The sequence below is a fragment of the Paenibacillus wenxiniae genome (assembly GCF_039822605.1).
Taxonomy (GTDB): Bacteria; Bacillota; Bacilli; order Paenibacillales; family Paenibacillaceae; genus Saccharibacillus; species Saccharibacillus wenxiniae.
The window spans coordinates 137,892-164,067 of record NZ_JBCGUH010000006.1 but is presented as its reverse complement, the minus strand read 5'-3'; the positions used below and the strand labels follow the sequence as shown (position 1 = coordinate 164,067).

The 26,176-nt window shown below is 46.6% G+C and carries 20 protein-coding genes; 8 read left to right on the top strand and 12 right to left on the bottom strand.

Annotation, left to right across the window (positions count from 1 at the left end):
* Positions 1–9 precede the first annotated feature (9 nt).
* From AAHF22_RS13070 to AAHF22_RS13040, 7 genes are all read right to left on the bottom strand, one after another.
* Positions 10–771: a metallophosphoesterase family protein gene (locus AAHF22_RS13070; protein WP_347325606.1), complete on the bottom strand. Its 762-nt coding sequence runs from the start codon at positions 769–771 to the stop codon at positions 10–12.
* A gap of 301 nt (positions 772–1,072) precedes the next feature.
* The gene (locus AAHF22_RS13065) at positions 1,073–2,041 is read right to left on the bottom strand and encodes a metallophosphoesterase (protein ID WP_347325461.1); all 969 of its coding nucleotides are present in this window, start codon (positions 2,039–2,041) and stop codon (positions 1,073–1,075) included.
* Between the two features lie 473 nt (positions 2,042–2,514).
* A complete protein-coding gene (locus AAHF22_RS13060; RefSeq protein ID WP_347325460.1) occupies positions 2,515–3,291 on the bottom strand; it encodes a DUF3891 family protein in 777 nt (258 codons plus the stop codon).
* 182 nt (positions 3,292–3,473) lie between these two features.
* Positions 3,474–4,271, bottom strand: coding sequence for an AAC(3) family N-acetyltransferase (locus AAHF22_RS13055; protein WP_347325459.1), 798 nt, complete (start codon positions 4,269–4,271; stop codon positions 3,474–3,476).
* Positions 4,272–4,436: 165 nt separating this feature from the next.
* Positions 4,437–5,225 (bottom strand): succinate dehydrogenase iron-sulfur subunit, encoded by a 789-nt coding sequence (gene sdhB / locus AAHF22_RS13050; protein WP_347325458.1) that lies wholly within the window; start codon positions 5,223–5,225, stop codon positions 4,437–4,439.
* Between the two features lie 199 nt (positions 5,226–5,424).
* Positions 5,425–7,167 (bottom strand): succinate dehydrogenase flavoprotein subunit, encoded by a 1,743-nt coding sequence (gene sdhA / locus AAHF22_RS13045; protein WP_347325457.1) that lies wholly within the window; start codon positions 7,165–7,167, stop codon positions 5,425–5,427.
* A gap of 87 nt (positions 7,168–7,254) precedes the next feature.
* On the bottom strand, positions 7,255–7,923 hold the full coding sequence (locus tag AAHF22_RS13040; protein WP_347325456.1) for a succinate dehydrogenase cytochrome b558 subunit: 669 nt from the start codon (positions 7,921–7,923) through the stop codon (positions 7,255–7,257).
* 330 nt (positions 7,924–8,253) lie between these two features.
* Between AAHF22_RS13040 and AAHF22_RS13035 the strand changes: the two genes are divergently transcribed.
* Together AAHF22_RS13035 and AAHF22_RS13030 are read left to right on the top strand one after the other, a co-directional pair.
* On the top strand, positions 8,254–9,249 hold the full coding sequence (locus tag AAHF22_RS13035; protein ID WP_347325455.1) for a LysR family transcriptional regulator: 996 nt from the start codon (positions 8,254–8,256) through the stop codon (positions 9,247–9,249).
* A 344-nt stretch (positions 9,250–9,593) separates the two neighbouring features.
* The gene (locus AAHF22_RS13030; protein WP_347325454.1) at positions 9,594–11,534 is read left to right on the top strand and encodes a CPBP family glutamic-type intramembrane protease; all 1,941 of its coding nucleotides are present in this window, start codon (positions 9,594–9,596) and stop codon (positions 11,532–11,534) included.
* A 284-nt stretch (positions 11,535–11,818) separates the two neighbouring features.
* Here AAHF22_RS13030 and AAHF22_RS13025 read toward each other — a convergent pair whose 3' ends face one another.
* Positions 11,819–12,739 carry a helix-turn-helix transcriptional regulator gene (locus AAHF22_RS13025; protein WP_347325453.1) on the bottom strand — a complete coding sequence of 307 codons (921 nt, stop codon included), beginning with the start codon at positions 12,737–12,739 and terminating at the stop codon, positions 11,819–11,821.
* Positions 12,740–12,927: 188 nt separating this feature from the next.
* Here AAHF22_RS13025 and AAHF22_RS13020 point away from each other — a divergent pair, with 188 nt between their 5' ends.
* The 5 genes from AAHF22_RS13020 (at position 12,928) to AAHF22_RS13000 (ending at position 18,589) form a co-directional block, all read left to right on the top strand.
* Positions 12,928–13,827 (top strand): hypothetical protein, encoded by a 900-nt coding sequence (locus AAHF22_RS13020; RefSeq protein ID WP_347325452.1) that lies wholly within the window; start codon positions 12,928–12,930, stop codon positions 13,825–13,827.
* Between the two features lie 14 nt (positions 13,828–13,841).
* Positions 13,842–14,999: an ABC transporter substrate-binding protein gene (locus AAHF22_RS13015; RefSeq protein WP_347325451.1), complete on the top strand. Its 1,158-nt coding sequence runs from the start codon at positions 13,842–13,844 to the stop codon at positions 14,997–14,999.
* Positions 15,000–15,021: 22 nt separating this feature from the next.
* Positions 15,022–16,056, top strand: coding sequence for an ABC transporter ATP-binding protein (locus tag AAHF22_RS13010; RefSeq protein WP_347325450.1), 1,035 nt, complete (start codon positions 15,022–15,024; stop codon positions 16,054–16,056).
* Positions 16,053–17,744 carry an ABC transporter permease gene (locus AAHF22_RS13005; protein WP_347325449.1) on the top strand — a complete coding sequence of 564 codons (1,692 nt, stop codon included), beginning with the start codon at positions 16,053–16,055 and terminating at the stop codon, positions 17,742–17,744. Before AAHF22_RS13010 ends, AAHF22_RS13005 begins: the two co-directional genes overlap by 4 nt.
* 179 nt (positions 17,745–17,923) lie before the next feature.
* Complete coding sequence (locus AAHF22_RS13000; RefSeq protein WP_347325448.1) at positions 17,924–18,589, top strand: DUF1868 domain-containing protein; 666 nt, start codon at positions 17,924–17,926, stop codon at positions 18,587–18,589.
* Between the two features lie 284 nt (positions 18,590–18,873).
* Here the strand turns inward: AAHF22_RS13000 and uvrC are convergent, their stop codons facing one another.
* The 4 genes from uvrC to AAHF22_RS12980 all read right to left on the bottom strand — a co-directional run bounded on the left by uvrC (position 18,874) and on the right by AAHF22_RS12980 (position 24,592).
* Positions 18,874–21,042, bottom strand: a complete 2,169-nt coding sequence (uvrC, locus tag AAHF22_RS12995; protein ID WP_347325447.1) for an excinuclease ABC subunit UvrC — start codon at positions 21,040–21,042, stop codon at positions 18,874–18,876.
* 196 nt (positions 21,043–21,238) lie between these two features.
* Complete coding sequence (gene trxA / locus AAHF22_RS12990; protein ID WP_347325446.1) at positions 21,239–21,556, bottom strand: thioredoxin; 318 nt, start codon at positions 21,554–21,556, stop codon at positions 21,239–21,241.
* A gap of 361 nt (positions 21,557–21,917) precedes the next feature.
* Positions 21,918–22,880: a primosomal protein DnaI gene (gene dnaI / locus AAHF22_RS12985; RefSeq protein ID WP_347325445.1), complete on the bottom strand. Its 963-nt coding sequence runs from the start codon at positions 22,878–22,880 to the stop codon at positions 21,918–21,920.
* Positions 22,881–23,014: 134 nt separating this feature from the next.
* Complete coding sequence (locus tag AAHF22_RS12980) at positions 23,015–24,592, bottom strand: replication initiation and membrane attachment family protein (protein WP_347325444.1); 1,578 nt, start codon at positions 24,590–24,592, stop codon at positions 23,015–23,017.
* Between the two features lie 535 nt (positions 24,593–25,127).
* Between AAHF22_RS12980 and hemQ the strand changes: the two genes are divergently transcribed.
* Entirely contained in the window at positions 25,128–25,877 is a 750-nt protein-coding gene (hemQ, locus tag AAHF22_RS12975; RefSeq protein ID WP_347325443.1) for a hydrogen peroxide-dependent heme synthase, read from the top strand.
* Positions 25,878–26,176: the final 299 nt, after the last annotated feature.

Here is a 26,176-nt window from a genome sequence, read left to right as displayed (position 1 = left end):
TCCAGTCGCTTACGTCTGCAATCCCCGATAAATGCCGGTACGCAGTTCTTTAATATAAAAATCAAGCGCTGGAATTCCAGCATGCTGTGCATCCTGAACCGCTTGTTCTACGTCATACGGAATACGCATAAATTGCAATGAATACGGAACCAGCTCTGTCGCATCTGGTTCCCCTTCCAGAATAACATAAGAAGCGCCCTTTCCGTCGAGCGGATTGCCGACACTCCCTACGTTAAACAATACATGTCCATCCAGGTGCTGCATATAAGCATTATGAATATCTCCATAGCCAACGATGTCGGGCAGACGTGACTGAAACGGGCTGTCTTGAGCCGCCAATGGACTCCCCTCTTCCACAGCCGTGAACATGCCCATACGTGCCTCTATCGCATCCCAAGGCTGGACACGTTGAAATACGCTTTCTGGCGAGGCATGTACGAACGAAATCAGTCGTCCGCTCAGTGTAAAATCATATCGTAATGGCAGCGAATCCAGATAAGCGAGCCGCTCCTCACCGAGACGTCTGGCATGCCAGCCAAACAGCTCATCCTTCTCACTCATACGCACGATTAGCTCTTCCCAATTGCCACGCAGTACGACCTCACAACGCTGCCGTACACTATCGGTAATCCGAATCGAATCCGGCCCTTTACCGACAAGGTCACCGAGGCAAAAAATTCGCGTAATGCCACGGCTGTCGATATCATCCAATACAGCCTGCCATGCCGGATAATTGCCATGAATATCAGATATTAGTGCAATGCGCTCCATGAAAAATCCCCCATCTTGACCGTTTGCCGGTATTCGTCTCATTTCTCTTCACCCTTGTGCATACGCCTAACTACAGACTTTATTACTCCTCGCGATCATGTAGTGTATACACTTAACAATGTGCTGGATTGATCGTCGCGATCATGTGCTGTATACACCTGACGATATGCTGGATTGATCGTCGCAATCATGTGCTGTATACGCCTGGCGATATACTCGATTGATCGTCGCGATCATATACATATGTTTAACGACGTGCTCTATGGCTCTACGCGATCATGTGTATATATAACGATGTACTTTATTGCTCTGCACGATATAACGTAAAAATCGTCAATTCCGGTCGGCACATAAACCGCACCGGAAGCTGTGACATCCCAATGCCACGATTAACGTACAATGGCAAATGTCCGTCTTTGCCTGCACGATAGCCGCCCATAATGTATTTCCGTGATCCTTTAGGGGTGATGATCGCACCGAATAATGGCAGGCGAATCTGTCCACCGTGGCTATGACCGGATAGCTGCAAACGGAATTTAAGTTCCTCTGGCACACGATCTGCATAATCTGGCTCATGCATAAGCAAAATACGGCAGGCTGCGTCTGGAACGCCACGTGTTGCCTTTTGCACATCGGGATTACCGAGTAACTGGTCATCCAGCCCGACCATCGCCAGTATACCGTCCTGACGATGCACCAGACGATGCTCGTTAATGAGCACTTCGAAATCTCCCTGTTGCAGCAGTTGGGTGACCGCTACGACATCATCCAGATAATCATGGTTGCCAAGTACTGCATATTTGCCCAGCGGCGCCTGTAGGCGCTGTAAAGCCGCTACACCAGTTATTAAATCAGCCGGATGCTCGTCAACGATATCGCCGGTAAAACAGATCATATCCGGCTGCTCGCTATTGATCACATCGACCAGTTGCTCCAGATCGCTCGCATTTTTGCCCATGCCCAGATGCATATCGCTAAACTGAACGAGTCGCATTCCATTCAGACTGGGCGGCAAATCAGGCAGCTCCAGTCGAATCCGAATTTTCTCCAGCCAGTTCGGCTCGCCAAACCACGTATATCCTAATCCGCCCGCACCAAGCGCTGCACCGACCACGGCACTACTTTTTAGAAACTGTCGGCGTGTAATGCCACGTTTACTGCGTTTGTTTGTTGCTGGCTGCCTGGTTTCATCTCGGTTAGCTAATAAAAGCGAGTTAGGTTGCCCCGCAAACATGGACACTACCGGATCATGGGTATGAATAAAACTCATTATGTTTAGACTTATAAGGAACGGTTGCCGAAAATGAAATCGATGCAGACCGATCCATTTTGGCACCGCACCTTTATCTGTATATATTGCTTCGTTGCGATGCTTCAGATACGTTCCCTCCGTTTCCAGACTGCACTATACCGATTCAGTCGGATGCACACCGGCCGCTTGCACTTGCTCCGGTTGCGATATATTTATTGACTATTTTGGCGCAATACGCTTACTGTCGTCAAATATACCGCAGATGTGCGGGGAAATAGCTGTACCATTTACTCGCTTTTAGTTTGAACACCGGTTGCTGTCAGGCTTATGAACAAGTCCGCAGCTTCGTACCTTTTGACTAATACCATGACCCACTTTAATTGAAAGCCTGATTTATTCCATCGTATATTGTATGCGACGTTTTATTAAGATTTTCTCTTTTTACCGACCCTTGCAGTAGTTCTTGCACTAGTTCTTGTTCTCATTCAAGCTTACGTCTGCTTGCCTTTAAATACAATGCGCTGCAACTGTTCTTCGGAAGCTTCATACGCTTCCGCCAGCCCCTGCTCAGCGATCGACGACTTGGACACCTCGCGATAGATCACGGTCACCTCAACCGGCTGCTGAAATGGGAATGGATCAAGCTCCACATAACGCTCATCCAGCCACTTTGGCATGATCGTCTCATACTGGGCAGCTTCCAATTTCTTGCCCACATCAAAGCCATCCTTCCACCACTGCATCTCGTCTTCCTTAGCGACACCCGGCTCATTCAGACATACATATAGTGACAGATCATCACATAGTTCTAACACTGCACGATGAAAACGAAGTTCTTCTTCTCCCGGCGAAGTCAGTGCTTTAATGCGCTCATGCCGCTGCGCTTCCTCTTCCAGAAAGGCACGACAAAATGGATCTTCCGCACCATAATGACTGATCAATGCACAATAATGCAAACTTGCCAGCATCGCCGCGTATGGACTCATCTCCTCCATCTGATCAATGCCATAACGGTAAAAAACAAGCTTGGCTGGCTCTGGAAAATCCAAAAACGAGAACGGACGCTCCTTCGCATCGTTCCAGATCGGAATGCGATCGAGCGGAATCCAGCCGCGATCATGCTGTTCACAACCAAGTAACACTTCATCCCAACGCTTCGGATCGCGGGTTGGTCCTGCATGCAGGTTTCTGGAAAACTCACCGGATACACGGGCATGGTCATGCTGCCGAATCATAATAAAAGAATGTTCTCTTTCTCTCCAGATCATAAGTAAGTGCCTCCTTTGGCGAATAAAAGTAAGATCGTGCTGTTGTAATGGGTAGATTAGGGCGGCAATCGCGTATGCGTCATACGCCAATCGTATACCGACATATGTAAAGCACATCACAGACCGTACCTTCAACCGATCGGATCGATTTCGGCAACATGCCTGTTTCTATTTATATAGCCTTAGCGATTCGTTTCCAACCAGCCGGATGCATAATCAACCAGTGCAGGCTGCGATACTAATCTCGCCGTCGCATTGCCGATTTTACCGCTGACAACGAGATGCGGACAATCCGCTTCCAGATCGGCACCAATATCATCAAAATCATCCGAATTAAAATTCAGATCGCGAAAACGAACCCATTGCTTACCTTTGTCCGTCATAACAGGCGCATCCATCATAATCGTCTTTTTGCCATTCCATTCGGCATGATATTCTGCCAGATGGATCGATGTATTTGTCACATACTCCGTACCGAGCATAAGCACATAGCCATCATTATCATATAGATGCTGTAACGGCGAACTGTTGCCAAGCCCATAATCCAGCTCATGATGTTCCGTCCATGCCTGTGCATGTTTGCCCCATACAGCGAACGATACATGTGGATGCTCACTACGCAGCACACCACGCTGCTTGCGGAACGTTTCCGCAATCGCACCCATCCCTGTCGTCACGGTAAAATCAGGATCATACGGGGGCATACTTTCACGAATCAAATCCCACCAGCGCGGATCGGCAGGCGGATAACGCCACAGCTTCGGATCGGTCAACTGCGACGTTTGTGTCGGCATCATTAATGTGCCTTCTGATCCCAGCACATCCTCTAACGCAAGAATGACGGTCTCCGCTCCACCGGGAATCCAGCCCCCTATACTTTTAAGCGACGAATGCAGCAGAATGCTCATACCTGCCTGTACGCCCAGTGCAGCAAACTCCTGCTTGAGCTGTGTAAAACTGATCGGTTTTTCCGTAATCATAGAACTTCCTCCAAAATGATGTTGAGACTTCGATGTTCAAACCGTATGCAAATAACAAAAAGCGGGCCGCACTGGATATGCGCAACCCGCTCCTGCCGAAATGGTTCCCTACCTACTACACGGACCGAACCATACTCGATTCACTATATTGCCGGTTGATATTGATTATACACTCAACCAACGTTTAAACATACGCTTATTCGTTTCCTTGTTCAGGTCAGCAATAGACGTGGTGAGCGGAATGCCTTTTGGACATGAACGCACACAGTTTTGCGAGTTACCGCAAGCCTCAATACCGCCTTCGCCCATAATCGCATCCAGACGCTCTTCTTTGTTCATTTCACCTGTAGGGTGAGCATTGAACAGACGCACTTGAGACAGAGGAGCTGGACCGATAAAGTCCGTTTTCTCGTTCACGTTTGGACAAGCTTCCAGACATACGCCACATGTCATACATTTGGACAGCTCATATGCCCATTGACGCTTCGTTTCAGCCATACGCGGACCTGGACCGAGATCATACGTACCGTCAATTGGAATCCATGCTTTAACCTTTTTCAGTGCACTGAACATACGGCTGCGATCGATCACAAGGTCACGCACAACCGGGAATGTTTTCATTGGTGCAACCGTAATCGGCTGCTCCAGCTTGTCGACGAGAGACGAACAAGCCTGACGCGGCTTACCGTTAATAACCATCGAGCAGGCACCGCACACTTCTTCCAGACAGTTCGATTCCCAGCATACTGGCGCTGTATCTTTACCGCTGCTGTTCGTCGGATTGCGCTGAATTTCCATCAAGGCGCTAATGACGTTCATACCCGGACGATACGGAATTTCAAATTCCTCTGTATAGGATGGACCTTCTGGCTTGTCCTGACGGGTGATGACAAACTTCACTTTCTTCGCTGTCTGCTGTACGGCCGGATTTCCGGTTGAAACTGCTTCCGCCATGGTAATGCCCCCTTCATTTCATAGGCTACTTGCTTGTGTAATAACCAACCGAGTGGAAAGGTCGGACTACCTTATAGCGGTAGCCTGACCTGTACGATATTTTGTGTGGTAGCATTCTTTTCATTGGATCATATGTTGATCGCGCTCAATATGTGATCAGACAATGAATGTAAACCGAACATCCGATGACACAGCTTAATTAGCTTTTGGAATAGTCACGGATACGCGGCGGAATCAACGATACATCGACTTCATCGTATGAGATCTTTGGTCCATCCGCTGTCCATGAAGCGATCGTCGTTTTCAGGAAGTCCTCGTCGTTACGCTCTGGGAAATCCGGTTTGTAATGCGCACCGCGACTCTCGTCACGCATCAGCGCGCCCAGCGTCATCGCTTCGGCAAGCTCCAGCATATTCCACAATTGACGGGTGAAAGCGACACCCTGGTTGTTCCAGCGCGAAGCATCGTTCACGTCAATTTTAGTGTAACGTTGTTTCAATTCCTTGATTTTGTTAATTGTAGCTTGCAGCTTGTCATTGTAACGAACAACCGTCATATTGTCGGTCATCCATTCGCCCAGCTCACGGTGGATCACATAGGCGTTTTCGTTACCGTCCATACTGAGCAGACGCTCGTATTTCTCTTCATGCTGCTTACGCGATTGATCGAATAGCGATTGCGGTAAATCCGCAGCGGACTTTTTCAAACCTTTTACATATTCAACCGCTTTTGGACCGGCTACCATACCACCGTAGATAGCGGACAGCAGTGAGTTGGCGCCCAGACGGTTGGCACCGTGATACTGGTACTCACACTCGCCTGCTGCGAACAGACCCGGGATATTGGTCATCTGGTTATAATCGACCCACATGCCGCCCATCGAGTAGTGAACCGCAGGGAAGATTTTCATCGGGATTTTGCGCGGATCGTCACCCATGAATTTCTCATAGATTTCGATAATACCGCCCAGTTTAACGTCCAGCTCTTTCGGGTCTTTATGAGACAGATCGAGGTAGACCATGTTTTCAGCGTTGACGCCAAGCTTCTGGTTCACACACACGTCGAAGATTTCGCGAGTGGCGATATCACGAGGTACGAGGTTACCATACGCCGGATATTTTTCTTCGAGGAAGTACCACGGCTTACCGTCTTTGTACGTCCAGATCCGACCACCTTCACCACGTGCCGACTCGGACATCAGACGTAGTTTGTCATCGCCTGGAATCGCTGTCGGGTGAATTTGAATGAACTCACCGTTCGCATAGTTAACACCTTGCTGATACACCGCACTTGCCGCTGTACCTGTATTGATAACCGAGTTGGTCGTTTTGCCGAAAATAATACCAGGACCACCGCTCGCCAGAATAACCGCATCAGCAGCAAAGCTGGAAATTTCCATCGAACGCAGGTTTTGCGCATTGACACCGCGACAAACACCTTCGTCATCCAGAATCGCACCGAGGAATTCCCAGTTCTCGTATTTGGTCACGAGACCAGCGGTTTCCCAGCGACGTGCTTGCTCATCAAGTGCATACAACAGCTGTTGTCCGGTCGTTGCACCGGCAAATGCTGTACGGTGATGCTTTGTACCGCCGAAACGACGGAAGTCGAGCAAACCTTCAGGCGTCCGGTTGAACATAACACCCATCCGGTCCATCAGGTGGATAATGCCTGGTGCCGCATCACACATCGCCTTAACCGGCGGCTGATTGGCAAGGAAGTCACCACCATAGACCGTATCGTCAAAATGCAGCCACGGCGAGTCGCCTTCCCCTTTTGTATTAACCGCACCGTTGATGCCGCCCTGCGCACATACGGAGTGCGAGCGCTTCACAGGTACGAGTGAGAATAGATGAACGTGTACGCCAGCCTCTGCTGCCTTGACCGTAGCCATTAGGCCAGCCAGACCGCCGCCCACAATAATAATATTGGATGTTGCCATAAGAAATTACCCTCCCCTTTAACCTGCTTGCTCTGGGGACAACTTCATATCCGCTAAACGGATCATAAAGGCTGCCACACCGCGAATTTATGCTACCAGCGCACGAATACTTTCAAATGCAACAGTCGGGTCCTGGAACTCCACATTACGGAAGGCTACCATGGACAGAATAAACATTACAGCTACGACTACGAAGATCGTCATGCAAATGTAGCTGGACACACGCTGTGCGCGTGGGCCAACTGTAATTCCCCATGTAACGAGGAAAGACCAGAGTCCGTTGGAGAAGTGGAAAGACGCTGACACAACACCAATCGCATACAGTACAAATGTAGCTGGATTGGTCATAATATTGTGCATGATGCCACCGAGCTGTTCGTGTGTAACGTTACCAAGTGCTACCTGGAAGCGCGTATCGTATACGTGCCAGGCTACATAGATAAATGTGATCACACCGGTTACACGCTGTAGCGTATAACGCCAGTTGCGCTCATTTCCAAAGTGATTGTTGTTCGGCTTGGCCTGGTATGCGATATACAGACCATAGATGCCGTGGTACAGTAACGGCAGGAAGATAAAGACAATCTCCAGAAACAGCACGAGCGGCAGACCGTTTAAAAAGGCCACGCCCTGGTCAAATGATTCCTTTCCTCCTTCATAAGCGGAAAAGTTGGTGATCATGTGCTCAATAAAGAACAGACCCAGTGGAATGATCCCGAGCAACGAGTGCAGCCTTCTGGCGTAGAAGCCTTTCATGAATGACGTTCCCCTTTCATAATAAGAGCGTTTTCATCGTGACAAGCATTGATAATGCTGCCTAAACTTGAATGAACAAAATATTCGGACCTCTGCTCATTCTTGCATAGGAAGTTCCCCATCTTCCGTAGCATTGCAACCTGTTCATGCCTGCCAGGAATCGCAGTATGTCGCGTATTGTGCGTGCTTCGTTTGAAGGATCGTCACAGAACACCTAGTGTGAACAAGTTGTGTCACTTTTTATGTTACTCTAAATTGTCTTATAATGGAATTGCAATATAATTATTAATTGTTATAACTTTTTTGCATAAGAGAGGAGCTTTTCGTCACATGATCGAAGATCTTGATGTGTTTGCTGTCGTTGTGGAGCAATCCAGCTTGAATCAAGCTTCCCGTTTGCTCAATTTGTCTCAGCCTGCTCTATCTCGTAAAGTCGCCAAACTGGAGGAACAACTCGGCGTTGCGCTCTTTAATCGCAATGGTAAACGGCTGGAACTGACCGCCATCGGCAGATTAACCTATACATTTGCACTGGAACAGCGTCAGCAGCAGCTACGCTTTTTGCAAAGTTTAAACCGTTACAAATCCGAAGAACAGACTACCGTCACGTTCGGAGCCAGCCTGACCACACTTCAAACGACGATGCCACCGCTTGTACGCAGCTTTACCGAGAAGCATCCGTATGCCGAGGTGAAGCTTATTACAGGTAAGACGCACGAGATTGTCAATGACATTCGTGACAAAAGAGCTGATATCGGCATTGTCGCTTCATCGATTCACGAATCCGGTCTAGTATGTGTGCCCTTATTCGATGATCATCTGGAACTGGTGGTGCCCAAAGCACATCCATTAGCTGAGAAAAAGCAGCCTGGTATGCAGCAGCTACAAGGCTTGCCGATGATTATGTTTTCCAAAGGTACATGGTATCGTAAGCTGATCGATGATGTGTTTCATCGGTATATGGTCATGCCTGATCTGCGCATGGAGATCGATTCGTTTGAAGCGATTGTACGATTGCTGCCGATCTGTATGGCGGCTGCCTTGCTACCACGTTCGTATATCGGAGAACAATTGCTGTCGAGCAATGAGCTGGTGTCGCTCCACATTCCAGAGCTGGAGCAGACGCGCCGTACAACGTGTCTCATTTATAATGAAGCAGCTGATCTGGGTACCGCCGCACGGCAATGGATTGCCGATACGACCGCTGGCTTTAAAAGTCGTAAACCGATGATTCGGGATGCTAATATTCGGGTCGAAGACAATCCGCCTGTGCTGGAAAATGAACAGTGGCCCACCGAACATAACCATAACTTTAACGTGGATTGACATCTGATCGAAATCGTACATGTACACTGAGCGCATAGGCTATAAAGTTGCTGTCTTTATTGAGCGTTTGCTTAATCGTCTGCTTCAATGGAATGCTTAACCGTTGTTCTGAATAATTCATCCCAACTATAAGTCGTAATTACAGCTCTCAACAATACACGTTAACAATCAAGCTCCACCATAAACAGCGATACTACACAGGGCGATAATCGTCTATTTCCCTGCCCTGCTGTCTTTTGCAAACACCGTATGATTACGTTACACTTGCAATATCTATGTCTGGCCTGTGCCAGCACACTCTAATAATCTGTACACCATTATTATAGGAAGATAGGGAGGAAGTTATGAATCCTGTAGGCCAACCTGTACAACTCAAACCGAATTATAAATGGCTCGGTTTGCTCGCGGTCATTGCATTGCTCATATTCCTGTTCACCCAGGTATTTCCGCTTACAGCTTCGGATACACTGGAAGCCCAGCAAACCGCATCCATTACGGAGGAGCAAGCGATTCAGAGCGCCAATACATTCAAAGCCAGCCTGCCCATGAATGAAAATGATCGGGCAGCACTGGGTGATCCGACGATCACGTATGTGACAGATGCAGCGCTAAGCGGCTATATTGCGCGTGAAAAGCTAACTAAAGAATATACAAATAACATTGAGAAATGGGCACCTTATGATGTATTTCGGGTTCATTATCAAAGTTATCAATATTCTGTAGATATGGATGTACATATGAATAGTGGCAATGTACTTGGATTTCGTATCCACGCCATCAATAATAGCTTGAACTCGATGTCTTCTAGCAGCGATAGTGATCTGCCAGCAGATGACGGTTCGCTTTTATTGGAAGATAAAGAGCAGCTTGCTCGTCCACTGTTGCAAAAGCTTGGCTATGATCCCTCCAAGCTGAAGCTACAAACGACCGACATTGAAACTGGACTGGACTATACGGTTCCTACTGCCAAACTTGGCGAATCCATATTGCATATCCAGTTAACGTTTAACAATGATGAAGTCGCTTCGATCGTACCTGTGATCACACCACCAGCGACTTACACAAGCTATATTAAATCCCAGACCACGCTCGCTACGTGGCTAACGTTCCTCGGCTACGGTCTGTTCACACTCGTACTGGGCGTGCTGGCAATCGTATTTGCTTCATTAAAACGCAAGCATACTTCGTTTACACGTGGCATTATATTAACGTGTATATACACTGCCGTTTCAATGATCAGTGTATTTAATATGTGGCCTTATCTTGAACGGGAATATGGACAAACCGGCTGGACAGGACAGCTTACGCTGCTGTTTCTCGTTATTTTACAGCTTGTACTGAATGTGATGATGGCTGTGCTGCTGTACTTCTCGCTTGTCGGCGGGGATGGTCTATGGCGTGAACGTGGTCTGAATATGTGGCCTCGCTCACGTGAGATCGGCTATGGCAAATATGTACTGCATAGCGCAGCGGTCGGTTATTTGTTCGCGATCATGTTGCTCGGTGTACAATCGATCATCTATCTGATCATGGAGCCGGCATTCGGTGTCTTTTCCTCCACCGATGATTCCAGCTCCCCCTATAATATGGTCGTGCCTGCGCTGTTTCCACTGCTAGCGTGGATGGCAGGAATTGGCGAGGAAGGCGTATACCGTCTGTTCGGTATCGTGATGTTGAAAAAATTGCTGCGCAATACGTTTGCCGCTGCCGCGATCACATCGATCATCTGGGCGCTCGGTCATACGCTGTATCCGATTTATCCAGTCTACTCCCGTCCGATCGAACTGCTCATTATCGGCTTGCTATTCAGCCTTGTATTTATACGTTATGGTTTTATCGCAGCTGTATTTGCACACGTCATGTTTGATACGATTCTAATGTCGCTAAGCCTGATGTCGCTTGGCGGATGGGGAAATACGACACTTGGCATCGTGTATATCATTTTGCCAGCTGTGATTGCTTATGGGATTTACCGGTATACACGGAATAAAGGTGTAGCGAATATGTATCCGCCTTATGTACCGCCAGCACCGCAGCAGCCGCCTTTTGCACCACCGACGTATCCAACGCCGGATGCCGGTCATCCGTATTATCGTCCATATGAGGGCAAGCCAGGTGATGTGCCTAATGATCCTTCGCGCTTTCGTCTGTATCAGGATCAGGATCATAAAGTAGCAGAATCACCATCGGTAACAGCGACGAAACCGTCTGAGTCGGAGGATGATAGCCGCCCTATCGCCCCGTCACTAACGAAACGCGACCCGGATTCAACCGATGAAGAATGATAATAGACTATGCTGCGCTATATGCACCGTATGCTAAAGCATGTAAAAGAACCTCATCCTAGCAGATGGGGTTCTTTTACGTACTTTATTTCCTTTCTCGACTCTGTTCATGTATCTCGACTCTGTTCAGTATCTCGTCTCTATTCCTTTACACATGCAGCTAAATGCATCTTCCAATATATGCACCCGTCAACTCAATATGTTAGTTACGCAAGCGACTTACTATAATACTACGTTGCCTGAGATGGTCAATACCAGCATACGATCTACCAATGCCTGCATATTCACTTCCTCATTTCAGCTTCATAATCAGCTTCTTCGTCCTCTTTCATCGCCTGTACATACACTCGTGGCGACATACCAAATTCACGTTGAAAGGCACGATAAAAGGTACTGTAATCACCAAAACTGAATTGTTCACAGATGGAATGAGTCGATTGACCGGATAACAACTCTCGTTTAGCCAGATGCAATTTCTTTTGTACGATATATTTATGGATTGATATCCCCATATTTTCAGTAAACATTTTCGATAAAAAGGAGCGACTGACGAACAATTGCTGCGCCATATGCTCCACCGTCATCGCTTCATGAATATGTTCGTGAATATAATCCAGCGTCTCTACTAGCAATTGTTCATCATTCAAATGCTTCGGGCGATAGTACAATGGATTGTTTAATTTGGCACGCGCAACCATAATGAGCAATTCATTCATATAACTACGTGCCAGCATGTCCGCTCCGTATTCCTGTGACTGCGATTGTACCCAGATATGATGCAGCAGATTGCTGAGTAATACAATCACATCGCTACTGAGGCTTAAATGGCTGCCGTGAAAATTAATATGGTTGAAAGCAAGCTGCAAATCGGTCGATGCGGTAGAGATCTTTTCCAAATATGACGGATGTAGCCATAATACATAACGTTCATACGAATCGTCCGATGGAATCAACTCGGCGTAATGTTGCTGACCCGGTCGAATTAACATAATATCGCCTGCTTTTAATGTAAAAGAACGCTGTTCGACATGATAATGGACATTACCCGATATTAAAAAATACAGTTCATAATGCTGATGAACATGACGTTTAAATCGGCTTCTTAATTGTGTAATTGCGCGATCCCGATTGTAATGAATCTGATAATCGCGCTGTTCCATACTTGGCTTTGGGGCATAAGCTGTGGGCATCATTTTTTTGCTCATGACATCCTCCATGTATAACGATTGATTGTATTCACAAGTATGCCGTGTATTCGTAAATTACAATAAAGCGAAACGTCAATTTTTTATCAATTCAGCTACTTTTTATACCATCTCATGCTGGCTAACCTTCTACCCGTTTGAAAAGAATAATCAAAAGACAAAATGCAATATTTCAAAGAGGTTTGAACATGCCCTTTCTGAATCGTCAACGATACAATACAGATACAGGACGAAACAGGCCACGGCCAGAAAGGGGAGTTACTATTAACATCATTCAACAAACCAGTGTGAGTAAAAATAGACATACCGCCAATGAAGACGCTCTCATCATTACCGATCACTTTATCGCTGTGATCGATGGCGTGACGAGTAAATTGCCGATTCGTTATCATGGTAAAACGACAGGCCAAATCGCTATGGAGCTTATAACACAACAGATCCAGCAATTGCCTGCTGATACGACGATTCATCAGTTCATCAATGCGATTAACAACGAATTTATAACATATTCACATTCTATACTACATCATTCCAGTGATCACAACCAGCCATTTCAAGCAGTAGCGGCTATCTATTCTGATTATTATCGGCAAATCTGGCTCATTGGCGATTGTCAGCTGCAAATTGACGGTCAGTATTATGCTAACCCGAAAAAGAGCGATACGATTTTGTCCGATATACGCAGTTTTATTTTAACGATGCGCGACTGGCAAATGGATCCGATTCATTCTAGCGATCCGCTACCTGCTGGCGAAGATCCCGGTAGAGATTTTATTTTACCGTGGATTCAACAAGCATGTATGTTTGCCAATCGGGATATTCCCGAATATGGCTATGCTGTACTCAATGGACAACCGATTCCAGATCGCTTGCTGCGTATTTTCCAGCTTGATGAGCAGCAGCACGAGATCATTTTGGCAAGCGACGGTTATCCGCGGATTCATTCCACGCTAGAGCAGACGGAAGCGTTTTTACAAGCTCAGCTCCAGCATGATCCGATGTGTTACAAACACTACCGTTCCACTAAAGGTATGACTGCACAGTCCGATAGCTTTGATGATCGAACCTATATTCGATTTCACATTTGAAAGGAAGATTGTTTATGAAAGCTATGTCATTCACACACACATTCAGGCTGCTGCTAAGTATGGTAACGCTATTCATTCCCATTACACTGACGACAGCATGCAGCACCCCGTCCGATGCTACGGCGACAACCTCCAGTACAGCTGTTAGTACCCACACTGCCGGTGAACAGACGGCTTTGGATATGAAGTCTATTTTGGCGCAAAAGCCCAGCGGCCAACAAATCGTCGTTGCTACCAACAATACTGGCAACGGACGTGACCAATGGTTAGCCGATGCTGCCAAACAGGCTGGCTTTAATATCAAGCTAGTCGGTCTCGGCGGTGGCGATTTGACATCACGTGTTATCGGTGAAGTGAATAATCCGACGCTGAATGTTGTCTGGGGTCCTTCCGATACGATGTTCCAGTCAATGAGCGATGCCCATGCTTTACAAAAATGGACACCTAGCTGGGCAGATCAACTGACCAGCCATAACGAGCAAAATGGCTATAGCTGGTCATATGAGTTGCAACCCAAACTTTTAATCGCCAATCCGAAGCTATACACAGCGACAACAGCGCCGACCAGCTATCAAGACCTGTGGCAAAACCCACAATTTCATGGCAAATATGCGGTTCCAACCGACTTTGGCGGTACGACCAATCGCGCCATCATCGGTGGTATTATTGCTCAGTATCTCGATCCTAAAGGCGAACTTGGTGTATCTCAAGCAGGCTGGGATGCGATCAAATCGTATTTCCAATATGGATACCAGACGCCCAAAGGTGAAAAAGATATGCAAAATCTAGTCGATGGCAAAGTGCCCATCACCTACATCTATGCTTCTGGTCTCAAATCATTTATCGATACGTATCATATGGAACCGCTGATTGTATATAGCCGCACAGGTGAACCGACGAATACGAATCAGCTGGGTGTCGTGAAAAACAATAATCCAGCTGTAGTGGAAGAGTCGATTCGTTTTGCCAACTGGCTCGGCAGCGCCGATATGATGGGCGATTACGCTTCCACCTATGGCAGCATCGTAGTTAATCGGCAAGCGCAATCACATATCGATCCATTTATGCAAAAAGTGATGAAAACATCCAAACCGCAGCAGGCAGACTGGAATTACATCAACTCGATGATGGATCAGTGGGTCGCTAAAATTCAACTGGAGTATATGAAATGATATCCCTATGGAGGAAATTCGTATGATCCGACTGAATGGGCTTGAAATTCTTTTTAATCAGAAAGCTGTTATTCAAAACCTATCGCTGGACATCCAAAAAGGTGAATTTTTCACCTTTCTGGGTCCATCCGGTTGCGGCAAAACGACTACTTTAAAAGCGATTACTGGTTTCATCATTCCAACGCAGGGCAGCATTCAGATCGATGGTCATGATATTACGCAGCTTCCAGTAGAGGAGCGCAGGATCGGGATGGTGTTCCAAAATTATGCGCTCTTCCCCACGATGACTGTACGGGAAAATATCATCTTCGGCCTAAAAGAACATAAATGGTCCAAAGAGCGCATTCGTATACGGCTGGAGCAGGTTGCCCAGATGGTCAATCTGACAGACGAACAATTGGGCAAGCATATTAGCGAACTGTCTGGTGGTCAGCAGCAACGTGTGGCAATTGCGCGTACACTGGCACTGAATCCAGACATCATCGTGCTGGATGAACCGCTTTCGAATCTGGATGCAAGACTGCGCAAAAAATTACGCAGCGAATTAAAACGAATTCAGACGGCTTCTGGTGTCACGATGATTTATGTAACTCATGATCAGGAGGAGGCGCTTACGCTCTCTGATCGCATTGCTGTATTTAATGAAGGCGTCATTGAGCAGGTCGGCACACCATACGATATTTATTATGAGCCAGCCACTGAATTTGTAGTCGATTTTATCGGTGAAGCTAATCGTTTGCAGCCGTCTACACTTGCCCGATTGAACATGTTAAATGCTGACTTTAAGCCTTCCCCTCAGCAACAAGTGTATGTACGATCAGAGCATATTAAAGAACAGGTTTCGGAGACGATGCTTGACGAGCATTATGTACTGGATGCTCAGTTTGACACGGAAGAATTTTACGGATTACATGTCAAACGGATCTTTGAAATTGAAGGTGAGCCGCTCTACAGTGTATCCAATCGAAGGGAACGAGCTATGCAGCAAGGCGATCAACAGCGACTGTACATTAGCAAACACGATCTTATTTTTTTCCAGGATGGACAACGATTATGAATGATCGATTATTACGTTATCGCCTTAAAAAACAGGTTACTTTGATCGGTTTGAGTATCGCATTAGTATGGCTTGTGTTCACCTTTCTCATCTATCCAAATCTTGAATTGATTCGTACAACGATGATGCCGCAAGGACAGTTGAATATACAGCCTATTTTAAATATTGTAGCTTCCCATCGAGCGATGAGCAGCTTGGGTAATTCGCTTCTGCTGGGCTTTAGTCTGGCGATTACGGTAGCGATACTCGGTCTGTTTCAAATTGTTGTGTTGGACTATTTTCAGATTAAAGGGAATCGCTGGTTGACGATTGCGTATCATTCGCCACTTATATGTAACGGTATGGTGCTTGTGATGGCCTATAACTTTTTGTACGGCAGTCAGGGCTTTGTGACCGCGCTGGTGCCGGGCTTGCCTGCCACCTGGTTTCAAGGCTTCTGGGCGGTATTGATTGAGCTTACGTTTGCTGGGACAGCCAATTATATGCTGTTTGTACGTAATTCATTACGCTCTATCGATAACCAAACGATCGAAGCGGCACGCAATATTGGCGCGAGCAAGCTGCGTATTTTAATCCGGGTCGTACTGCCCTGTTTAAAGCCTTCCTTGCTGGCAGCATCGATTATCGCTTTTATTACTGGCATTTCGGCGCTAGCTACTCCGCAAGTTCTGGGCGGTGCGCATTTTGAAACGATCAATACGTTAATTTATTCTTTTGCACAAACATTAACGACACGCAATTATGCGGCAGTGCTCGCCATCTTTCTCGGCTGTATCACATTCGTCATTTTGCTGCTATCGATTCAGATTGAAAAAAAAGGGCATTATTTATCTGTATCCAAAGTGAAAACGAATCTGCACAAACAGACGATTCGCTCGCCATTCGTTCGGATCACGATTACAATTATCGCCCATCTGATCGCCATCATTCAAACGGTGCCGTTGTTAGCTGTGCTTTGCTTTTCGTTTATGCCTGTCACGGATTTGTATGCCGGCACGATCAATATCCAGCATTTTTCACTGGTCAATTACGAAGCGGTATTCCAATCCGTAGCAGGCATTCAACCACTGTTTACAAGTATCGTCTATGCAGCGACTGCAAGCTTCGTGATCGTACTGATGATGTTAGGAATAGGCAGACTTATCACCAAACATCACAATCGCTGGACAGGTGGACTGGAATTTGTACTGCAAATCCCCTGGTTTCTGCCGTCCACATTAATTGCACTCGGTTTGTTAATGACGTTTAATCGTGCCAATGGTCTGGTAGGTGGTATCGTATTGACGGGAACGGTGTTTATTTTAGGGATTGGGTATATGATTCTCGTCACTCCCTACACACTACGTATGCTCAAAGCGGCTTATGCTAGTATCGATCGTACACTTGAAGATGCCGCCCAAAATCTAGGTGCTTCCACATGGCGCATGTATTGGAGAGTTGTATTCCCTATTTTACTGCCACTGGTGCTGTCCGTGTTTTTGCTTAATTTTATCGGCTTGCTGGCGGAATATGATCTATCTGTATTTTTATTTAATCCGTTGTATCAACCGCTTGGGGTGGTACTCGGTGCAGCTACGAATCCAGAAGCAGCTCCGCAGGCACAGATGCTAAGCTTTGTCTATTCCGTCTTAATTATGATCGTATCAACTACTGCCATTTTGTTAGTGTATCGACAGCAGCGACGCTAGAAATCACAATCAATGTTCAGAAGCGATGTACCGATCAAAGATCAAATGCTCCATACTCATTGTTCGTATCCGCGCATGCGTGTGGAGTCATGGCAAACTATACTGGAATGAATATACACGTGATCCACAACGATACGATTAACGTTGCATGATCAATGATAGCGAAGGAGTGCTGACGTATGCGAGACGAAGCAAGCTACAAATTTGACGATCATGGACAAGCTCTATATTACCCGGGCAATACGGTCATTAGCTTTATAAATGATGATCGGTTTGCCGCCTATCGACTGGCGCAGCAAATAAGTCAACGATTCCGTGAATCCAGCATTGCACATGTATATACTTTTTTGCCGCATACTTCATTTCATATGACCGTGTTAAAGCTCTGCCGTCATATCGACCGCGGCACGTCGGTATGGCCGCATCATGTAACGAACGATGCCTCGTTTACCGAGATTGATCGCAAGTTACAATCCATCGTCGAATCGATACCGAAACCTGAACCGATTCATATGCGTGTTCATGCCTGCCATGCTGCCAGTATCCGGCTGGAGCCAGCAACAGCCGCCGCTGCTCAACGCCTGGCAGCTTATCGTGAACAATTAGCACAAGCGACCGGCATTCGCCATACCGACCATAATGATTATGCGTTTCACCTTACATTTTCATACCAACTGGCTGCGCTCCATCCCGATCAGGAAGCGGTGGCACAGCGTATATGCAGTGAATATACCGAAATGATGAAGCGTGAAGCAATAGTGTTCAAGCTGCCGGAACCTGTATTTGCTATTTTCAACGATATGCTACACTATGATACGAATGTGCAAACGAGAATCATGAAATGAACTGAAGGTAAATGGTAAATGGTTAGATATCCATTGGGATGGAATCCACTTCAATTGTACAGACCTGTTATCTTGCAATAAACACAGTTATGTGTGTCTTTCTGTTGTCAAGTCAGTCCTATAATCTTGCACAAAAAATGGCGTACCGAGCACCTGTTCATCGTCAGGTCGGTACGCCATTATTGGTACGCTATGAATTGATAAGCTGTAACTGATCGCTTAAAGGCGTACACTCTCTTGCTTTACCTGTATGCCTTGCACTACTTACGATCGATTCGCCTAGTCTACTCCTCGCGTAGCGCATCCAGAATCGTCCGCGCTAGCTTGTCTCCAATCGACAATGGACGGAAGTCTTCCACACTCGCTTCACGGATTTTCTTCACCGAGCCAAAATGCTTGAGCAGCTGCTTGCGGCGCTTTTCTCCAATTCCCGGAATGCTGTCCAATTGGGACACGATCATCGACTTGGCGCGTTGTTCACGGTGGAATGTAATCGCAAATCGGTGTACTTCATCCTGAATCCGTTGCAGCAAATAAAATTCCTGGCTATCCCGTGCCAATCGTACTGGCTCCGGTGGATCGCCGATCATAAGCTGTGCGGTACGGTGCTTCGCATCCTTTACCAGGCCGCAGACCGGAATATACAGACCGAGTTCATTTTGCAGTACATCGATTGCCGCTGAAATCTGACCTTTACCACCATCGACAACGATCAGATCGGGCATGTCCAGATTTTCTTTCAGCACACGTTCATAACGGCGGCGAATCACTTCGCGCATCGTGCCATAATCATCGGCACCTGTAACGGTACGAACTTTATATTTACGATACTCTTTACGCGCAGGCTTTCCATCAACAAATACGACCATCGCGGATACCGGATTGGAACCTTGAATGTTGGAGTTATCGAACGCTTCGACGCGATTCAAGTTTTGCAAACCGATCGCCTGACCGAGGTTTTCGGCAGCTTTCGATGTGCGCTCTTCATCACGCTCGATCAGGCGGAATTTCTCATCCAGCGATACACGTGCATTATCTTGCGCCATCGTCACCAGCTGGCGCTTCAAGCCACGACGCGGAATATGCACTTTCACGCTCAGCCATTGTTGCAGCAGTGCGGCACTGCTTACCGCATCCAATGTTTCTTTGGACTCAGCCGCCCCATTTGCAGTAGCGCTTGCAGAGTCCAATTCATTTACGCTATCATCTGATGGCTGTGCTGCTTCATCCTCGGCATCAGCCGCAGCCAGTTGCTCCGCATTCACACGTTGCAGACGAATACGAGCGGCAATGTCGTTCGAGCTTTCAGCAGCAGAGGAAGCTTCATACGTCGCACTGGCTTCAGCAACCCGACTGACCATCTCAGCCGCTTCATCTGCACCTGCTGCCTCATCATTACCGTCCACATCGGGACGATTCAGACCTTCTTGCTCAGCAGCAGACAACGCCTCTTCATTCGCGCTATCCAACTCCACAATCATTTCTTCCGCAGGCAACATAATCTCCTGTGGCATTGCCGGATTCTCACTATAATATTGCGTTACATACGACATAAAGTCATTGTAAGGCTCCCCGTAAAATGGAAATACCGACGCATGACGTTCGATCATTTTGCCCTGACGCACATACAGAATCTGTACACACATCCAGCCTTTATCTACGGCAAAGCCAAAAATATCGCGATCTTTGGCATCCGCCATGGTAATTTTTTGCTTTTCCATCAATGCATCGATATGGCGAATCTGATCCCGTAATTCTTTGGCACGTTCAAAATACAAATCTTCGGCGGCTTCTTCCATTTTACGTTGTAAATCTTTCTTAATCTCCTCATGCCCACCGCTCAGGAAGCGCGTAATCTCCTGCCGAATTTCTTCATACGATTTTTCCGGCACTTCATATTCACATGGTGCAAGACATTGTCCCATATGATAATACAGGCAGACTTCCTTCGGCATCACTTTGCATTTACGCAGTGGATACATGCGATCAAGCAACTTTTTCGTTTGCTGCGCGGCAAAAGCATTCGGATACGGTCCAAAATACTTCGCTTTATCTTTCAGCACACGCCGGGTCACTTCCAACCGCGGATGCTCTTCATTCGTAATTTTAATATAGGGAAATGTCTTATCATCTTTCAGCAGCACATTGTATTTCGGCTGATGCGTCTTGATCAGATTACACTCCAAAATAAGTGCTTCCATATTACTTCCCGTTACAATATATTCAAAATCGCGGATGTCCGCGACCAATCGCTGGGTTTTGCCATCATGACTGCCTGAAAAGTAAGAACGCACGCGGTTTTTGAGTATTTTCGCTTTACCGACATAAATAATCGTTCCCACTCGGTTCTTCATCAGATAGCAGCCGGGCAGATCAGGCAGCAATGCGAGCTTGTTGCGAATATTATCCATCGCCTGCTCCTGCTCCCGGATCGTTTCGATATGCGAGTCCATGGCGCTCTCCTTTCGATATCGTCACCTTTCATGAGTAAAAGGCAACATATGTTCTATTATAAAACAAAATCCCCCTCCGAATCCATTACCCTGCCGTAATCATAATAAAAACCTCCGGCAAAATGCCGGAGGTTTCGGTGATCTGTCACATTGTCTTAGGTAAGACGTGTAACAGACTGTATTTCATCAATCGTAATTACTCGTGTTTAGCAAGGATCGATTTCAGAGAATCCTTAGAGTTCAGACCTACCACTTTATCAACAGGTTGGCCATCTTTGAAGAAGATCATTGTAGGAATACTCATCACGCCAAAACGGGAAGCCGATTCAGGATTTTCGTCTACATTGACTTTAGCGATTTTCACGCTGTCGCCAACTTCAGTTGCCAGCTCGTCCAGAATAGGAGCAAGCATTTTACAAGGGCCGCACCACGGTGCCCAGAAGTCTACCAATACCGTGCCTTGTCCTTCTACTTCGTTTGCGAACGTTTGATCAGATACATTAACGATTGCCATGGAAATAGCCTCCTCAGAAACATTTATTTGAATTATTCATTATTTAAACAACGAATGAGGTCAGTACAACCTTATTATAACACAGAAGAGCGAATTCCGAAACAGCAAATACGAATTTTTAATATCTAACTTTAATTTAGTAAGTATTTTCCGTTTTGGAATCAACCTCTGTCTTTTTCTATTATAATCATTTCTTTTGAAAAAGGAATATTCTTCATCAGAAACTCATTATTGACGATGTTATCCGGATTGACTGTGTATCCCCTGCTGTTTGGCTATCACTGCGTATAGAAGGATAGAACATTTCGATGTTCTGACTAGCGATTGCGCCAGACGCTTAGTTTATATCGATCCAATCGAGTTAGATTCCGTCCATCCCGCCACGTTTATTTTCTCCACTCACACTGACTACGTCTACAAATGGAGCGATTCGGTTAAGCAGGCGCTCCCCTTTATATCGTTCTTCTCCATCTTTGTTCGTAAAGCTCAGATGTTGTAGCAGAGCATCCATCGAATAATTGGACGTGTAAAAGGTCGGCTTACGCTCCATCCGATAGTTTAAAATGGCACCAAGCACATGATCACGCACCCACGGGTTAAGATTTTCCGCGCCAATATCATCAAATACGAGCAGATCGGTATTTTTCATGATTTCAATCGTCTGCTTAAGACGACTATTGTCCTGCAACATCGATTTCAAATCCTCGACAAACTCAGGCATATACACGATCACCCCGGTATACCCTACTTTGGCAAGCTCATGCAGCATGTATGACATCAGAAATGTTTTACCGGTGCCAAAATGTCCAACCAGATATAATCCTTTGGCGGTCAGACCCTCTTGCTTCACCTGATTGATATAATTGAAAATTTGTTTAACTGCCGGTACACGCTCCATATCTTTCGATACGATCTCGACTGCATTGTAGCCTTCATTTAGCGCCCGATCATCCACATAAAAGCTCTGGATACGCTCGCGTACTTGCAGCTCATGCTGCCGAACGAGCTGCTTCTGACATGGTGTTTTGCGTTCATGCAATCTGGTGCCTTCTTCGGATGGCTGGACGACCAGATTCGTATAATGCCCCTGAAAATCATTGGGACAGCGATCCAGACCAGGACAATTATCGCAATGACGACGATCGCCAATATATTGATAAAGCTTACTCAGATTGGTCAGTAGCTCCCGATCGGTTAGCTCAGGATGCTTGCTACGCAGTTCCAGCACCAGCGGATCACTCAGAAGCTGTGCGGCAAGTTTATCCGATTGTTCCCGAAAACGGGAATTTTTCATCTGCCGCAGCAGATCACCGATGGATTCCATGGTGGTTGACCCCTTCCTTCAATGAACATACCGTATAGCGATTGATTGTATACGATATCGATTTGATCCTAGCGTTTGATCCCAGGTATCGTCCGTTATAGCGTCATTATCTATAATACTTTATTAGGGCACAGTTATGAGCCTTGCTTGCCCGATTGCAGCTGTTCAGCAAGCCGCATCACTTCAGCCAGTTCGTCTTCAGAAATGCCGGATGCTTTTCCTTTTGAGTTTTCGACAATTGGAATTTCTGGTTTTGGACGAACGTTCCGATTGTACGTGCGATTACCACGCTTGCCGCCAGCACCTGCCGCAGCACGTCCCTGTGCCGGATCATTTAGCTGCTGATCCAGCTTCTGCTGCTCACGCACATAACGAACCGCCTTTTCGTAGGTCGTCACCTGCTGATTGAGCATATTCGTTACGATCCAGTCAACGAATTTGCTGCTCAGACGTTCGCCTGGTTGCGACATTTTCACCGCCAGCAAGTAATGAATCAGTACGTTCATCACTTGCTCAGGCAGCTTATAATTAATATCGATATGCTCGAAAATATCATGAATACTGTTCGGCACACTACCTGGATAAAACATTTCCAGTACCCGTGTGTACGGCTGATTGCGCAGCATCATATTGTACTGGCTCGTATCGCATTTGCCCGTAAATTGACGTGGCACATCAAGGAAAAATTCCATTTCGACCGCATGCTCGACCGGTGTATCGGATTCATCTTCCGCCTTTGTTGCCGGTGCCTCAGCCGCTTGGTGCTCCGCCTCCTGCTGTTTACGAAGCGAAACAACCTTTGCCTCATAAATTTGCCGCTCTTCTGTGCGCTTTTTACCCTGACGGAACTGCAAATTAGCACGGCGCTGAATTTCTTCCTCTGCCAGCTCACCACTCGCCATGAACACACCATCTTCATCCAGCATACGGCAAATATCCTGAATGTCCAGCTTATACTTGTACGCAATATAGCTCAGTATATTCATCTGCTCCGGTTGAAAGCGCAGTTTCTCGACATATGGACGATTACGCGAGCCACGCGGGAAGTAACGAATAATATCTGCGTAATTGATCAGATCCTCCTCGCTTACTTTCGGCTGACGAGCACGCGGCTGTGCACTCACTTCTGTCAGCGCCTGCTCCAGCTCATAATCGATCACATGCGTATTCAGCTCGAAAATATCGTAAAACGGCTGTGAAATATTTTCCCGTTGTACAGATGGATGCTCCCATTCCTCTGGCTGCGGCGCAAAAAATTGCTCGCGCAGTGACAACACAGCAAACTTACCCACTTTATCACGCAGCAGCAACGTCAAATGCTGTGTTCGGAAAAATTCGCCCGGTGACAATGGCGGTTGCAATTCATATTCATATATATAATCATCATGCTCTGGAAAATACACGCGGCTCGTCTGTAGCAGACCGACCGCCTCAAGCAGTGATGCCTGCTCCATCAGTTGCTTCCGACCGCGTTCACCTGGCTCCAGTCCGAGCGTGAGAAACAAGCTACGCTGCTGCTCTACAGCGGAATAGCCGACACGACGTGCATCTACCTGCTCACACAACAATCGATACAGACTGATGGCAAACGCTCCGGTTAGCGGCTGGTATACAAGACTAAGCATCCGTTCGTCCAGATGACCGAGTCCAAACTCGCGGTATACGCAGTAGCGATGATTTTCTGTAAAATGAAGCAAATTTTTGATGCGCATAATCCGCCCCCTTTTTTGTTTGCGCCCAATATGCGGAATTCTATTCTACCACAAATTCTTCTTATTCAAGCGAGCAAAGAAGTCCAAATTTCCGTCACAATCTGCCCTTCACTTGCTGAGCATCCATCGTTTGCCGACTTACGCCAGATCGCCCCTTTTTTTATCTGGCGGATCTTTTTTTCTGTTATCCTGTTCCCTTAAGCTACAAATGGATAATTGTGTCTGGCAGGCAGTCCTACTGAACATAGACGATATGAAGCAACCATGAACAGAGTGTGAAGTCAATTGCCGTGCATCCTGGCTTGCGGTACAATAAAAAGGTCAGAATGGACCGTATTGTTCTGGATCTGCTCGGCTTTATACAGCAAGTTTGCCGATGGAGATGTGATATGGAGCTATGCAAAAATCGCTCTTTATTGAATCCTTTGTTAGAACATCGCTAACTCTGCAAACAGCTGAATCTTATTTTTAACAGATACACGCAGGACTCCGGCTTGCCGGATATCTATATTACGTACAGGAGTGATCCATAATTATGAACGAAGCAGTAGCTACATTGGAAGGCTGGTATGCCCTGCATGACTTCCGTACCATCGACTGGACGGCCTGGAAAGCAGCTGATGATGAAGAACGAGCTGGGGCTTTGGAAGATTTGAATGCCCTGCTGGATGAATGGAACAGCGTGAGCGAAGCTGGAACAGGCAGCACCGCTACGTATAGTATTGTCGGACAAAAAGCCGATTTTGTGATGATGCATTTCCGCGAAACACTGGAAGACTTGAACGCAATCGAAGTCGAATTTAACAAAACGACCTTCGCCCGCTTCACGCACAAAGCGTACTCCTATGTGAGCGTAGTGGAACTGAGCAGCTACATGGCTGGCAATAGCGACGAAGATCCGATGCAAAATCCACATGTTGTCGCACGCCTGAAACCTGCTTTGCCAGGTTCGCGCTATGTCTGCTTCTACCCGATGAACAAAACGCGCAATCTGTCTGACAACTGGTACATGTTGCCGATGGAGGAACGCCGCGAAATGATTCGCAGCCACGGCCTGATCGGACGCAGCTATGCAGGCAAAGTAAAACAGATTATTACCGGCTCGGTCGGTCTGGATGACTGGGAATGGGGCGTTACCCTCTTCTCGGATGATGCACTGCAATTTAAAAAGCTCGTCTATGAGATGCGATTTGATGAAGCGAGCGCACGCTTTGGCGAATTTGGCGCCTTTTATGTAGGTAGCCTGCTGAACGGTGAGAAGATCGATGAGATGCTGAAGCTGTAATAGCATCCGCAATGCAATTCTAATGAAGTGAGCAATAACATATGATTTTAGCTAATAAGACCTGATTATAAGATGATAGGGCGTTATTAGAAAATGTATGCGATAACGTGATGCTTATATCATTTCGGGATCGTATTTCTAAAATTAAAATCATCCGTAGAATGACATGTAATATAGAATCACATGTAATATAGAAGCAAAAGACTTTCTCCAATGGGAGAAAGTCTTTTTGTATAGATTTATCATGTAAGCGATGTAAGCGTCTCTTTATGTAAAGTCTGTTCATTGCATCGTTAGCG

Coding starts and splice junctions, on each gene's coding strand:
- AAHF22_RS13070 (WP_347325606.1), bottom strand. CDS start 771: ATGGAGCGCATTGCACTAATATCTGATATTCATGGCAATTATCCGGCA.
- AAHF22_RS13065 (WP_347325461.1), bottom strand. CDS start 2,041: ATGAGTTTTATTCATACCCATGATCCGGTAGTGTCCATGTTTGCGGGG.
- AAHF22_RS13060 (WP_347325460.1), bottom strand. CDS start 3,291: ATGATCTGGAGAGAAAGAGAACATTCTTTTATTATGATTCGGCAGCAT.
- AAHF22_RS13055 (WP_347325459.1), bottom strand. CDS start 4,271: ATGATTACGGAAAAACCGATCAGTTTTACACAGCTCAAGCAGGAGTTT.
- sdhB (WP_347325458.1), bottom strand. CDS start 5,225: ATGGCGGAAGCAGTTTCAACCGGAAATCCGGCCGTACAGCAGACAGCG.
- sdhA (WP_347325457.1), bottom strand. CDS start 7,167: ATGGCAACATCCAATATTATTATTGTGGGCGGCGGTCTGGCTGGCCTA.
- AAHF22_RS13040 (WP_347325456.1), bottom strand. CDS start 7,923: ATGAAAGGCTTCTACGCCAGAAGGCTGCACTCGTTGCTCGGGATCATT.
- AAHF22_RS13035 (WP_347325455.1), top strand. CDS start 8,254: ATGATCGAAGATCTTGATGTGTTTGCTGTCGTTGTGGAGCAATCCAGC.
- AAHF22_RS13030 (WP_347325454.1), top strand. CDS start 9,594: ATGAATCCTGTAGGCCAACCTGTACAACTCAAACCGAATTATAAATGG.
- AAHF22_RS13025 (WP_347325453.1), bottom strand. CDS start 12,739: ATGAGCAAAAAAATGATGCCCACAGCTTATGCCCCAAAGCCAAGTATG.
- AAHF22_RS13020 (WP_347325452.1), top strand. CDS start 12,928: ATGCCCTTTCTGAATCGTCAACGATACAATACAGATACAGGACGAAAC.
- AAHF22_RS13015 (WP_347325451.1), top strand. CDS start 13,842: ATGAAAGCTATGTCATTCACACACACATTCAGGCTGCTGCTAAGTATG.
- AAHF22_RS13010 (WP_347325450.1), top strand. CDS start 15,022: ATGATCCGACTGAATGGGCTTGAAATTCTTTTTAATCAGAAAGCTGTT.
- AAHF22_RS13005 (WP_347325449.1), top strand. CDS start 16,053: ATGAATGATCGATTATTACGTTATCGCCTTAAAAAACAGGTTACTTTG.
- AAHF22_RS13000 (WP_347325448.1), top strand. CDS start 17,924: ATGCGAGACGAAGCAAGCTACAAATTTGACGATCATGGACAAGCTCTA.
- uvrC (WP_347325447.1), bottom strand. CDS start 21,042: ATGGACTCGCATATCGAAACGATCCGGGAGCAGGAGCAGGCGATGGAT.
- trxA (WP_347325446.1), bottom strand. CDS start 21,556: ATGGCAATCGTTAATGTATCTGATCAAACGTTCGCAAACGAAGTAGAA.
- dnaI (WP_347325445.1), bottom strand. CDS start 22,880: ATGGAATCCATCGGTGATCTGCTGCGGCAGATGAAAAATTCCCGTTTT.
- AAHF22_RS12980 (WP_347325444.1), bottom strand. CDS start 24,592: ATGCGCATCAAAAATTTGCTTCATTTTACAGAAAATCATCGCTACTGC.
- hemQ (WP_347325443.1), top strand. CDS start 25,128: ATGAACGAAGCAGTAGCTACATTGGAAGGCTGGTATGCCCTGCATGAC.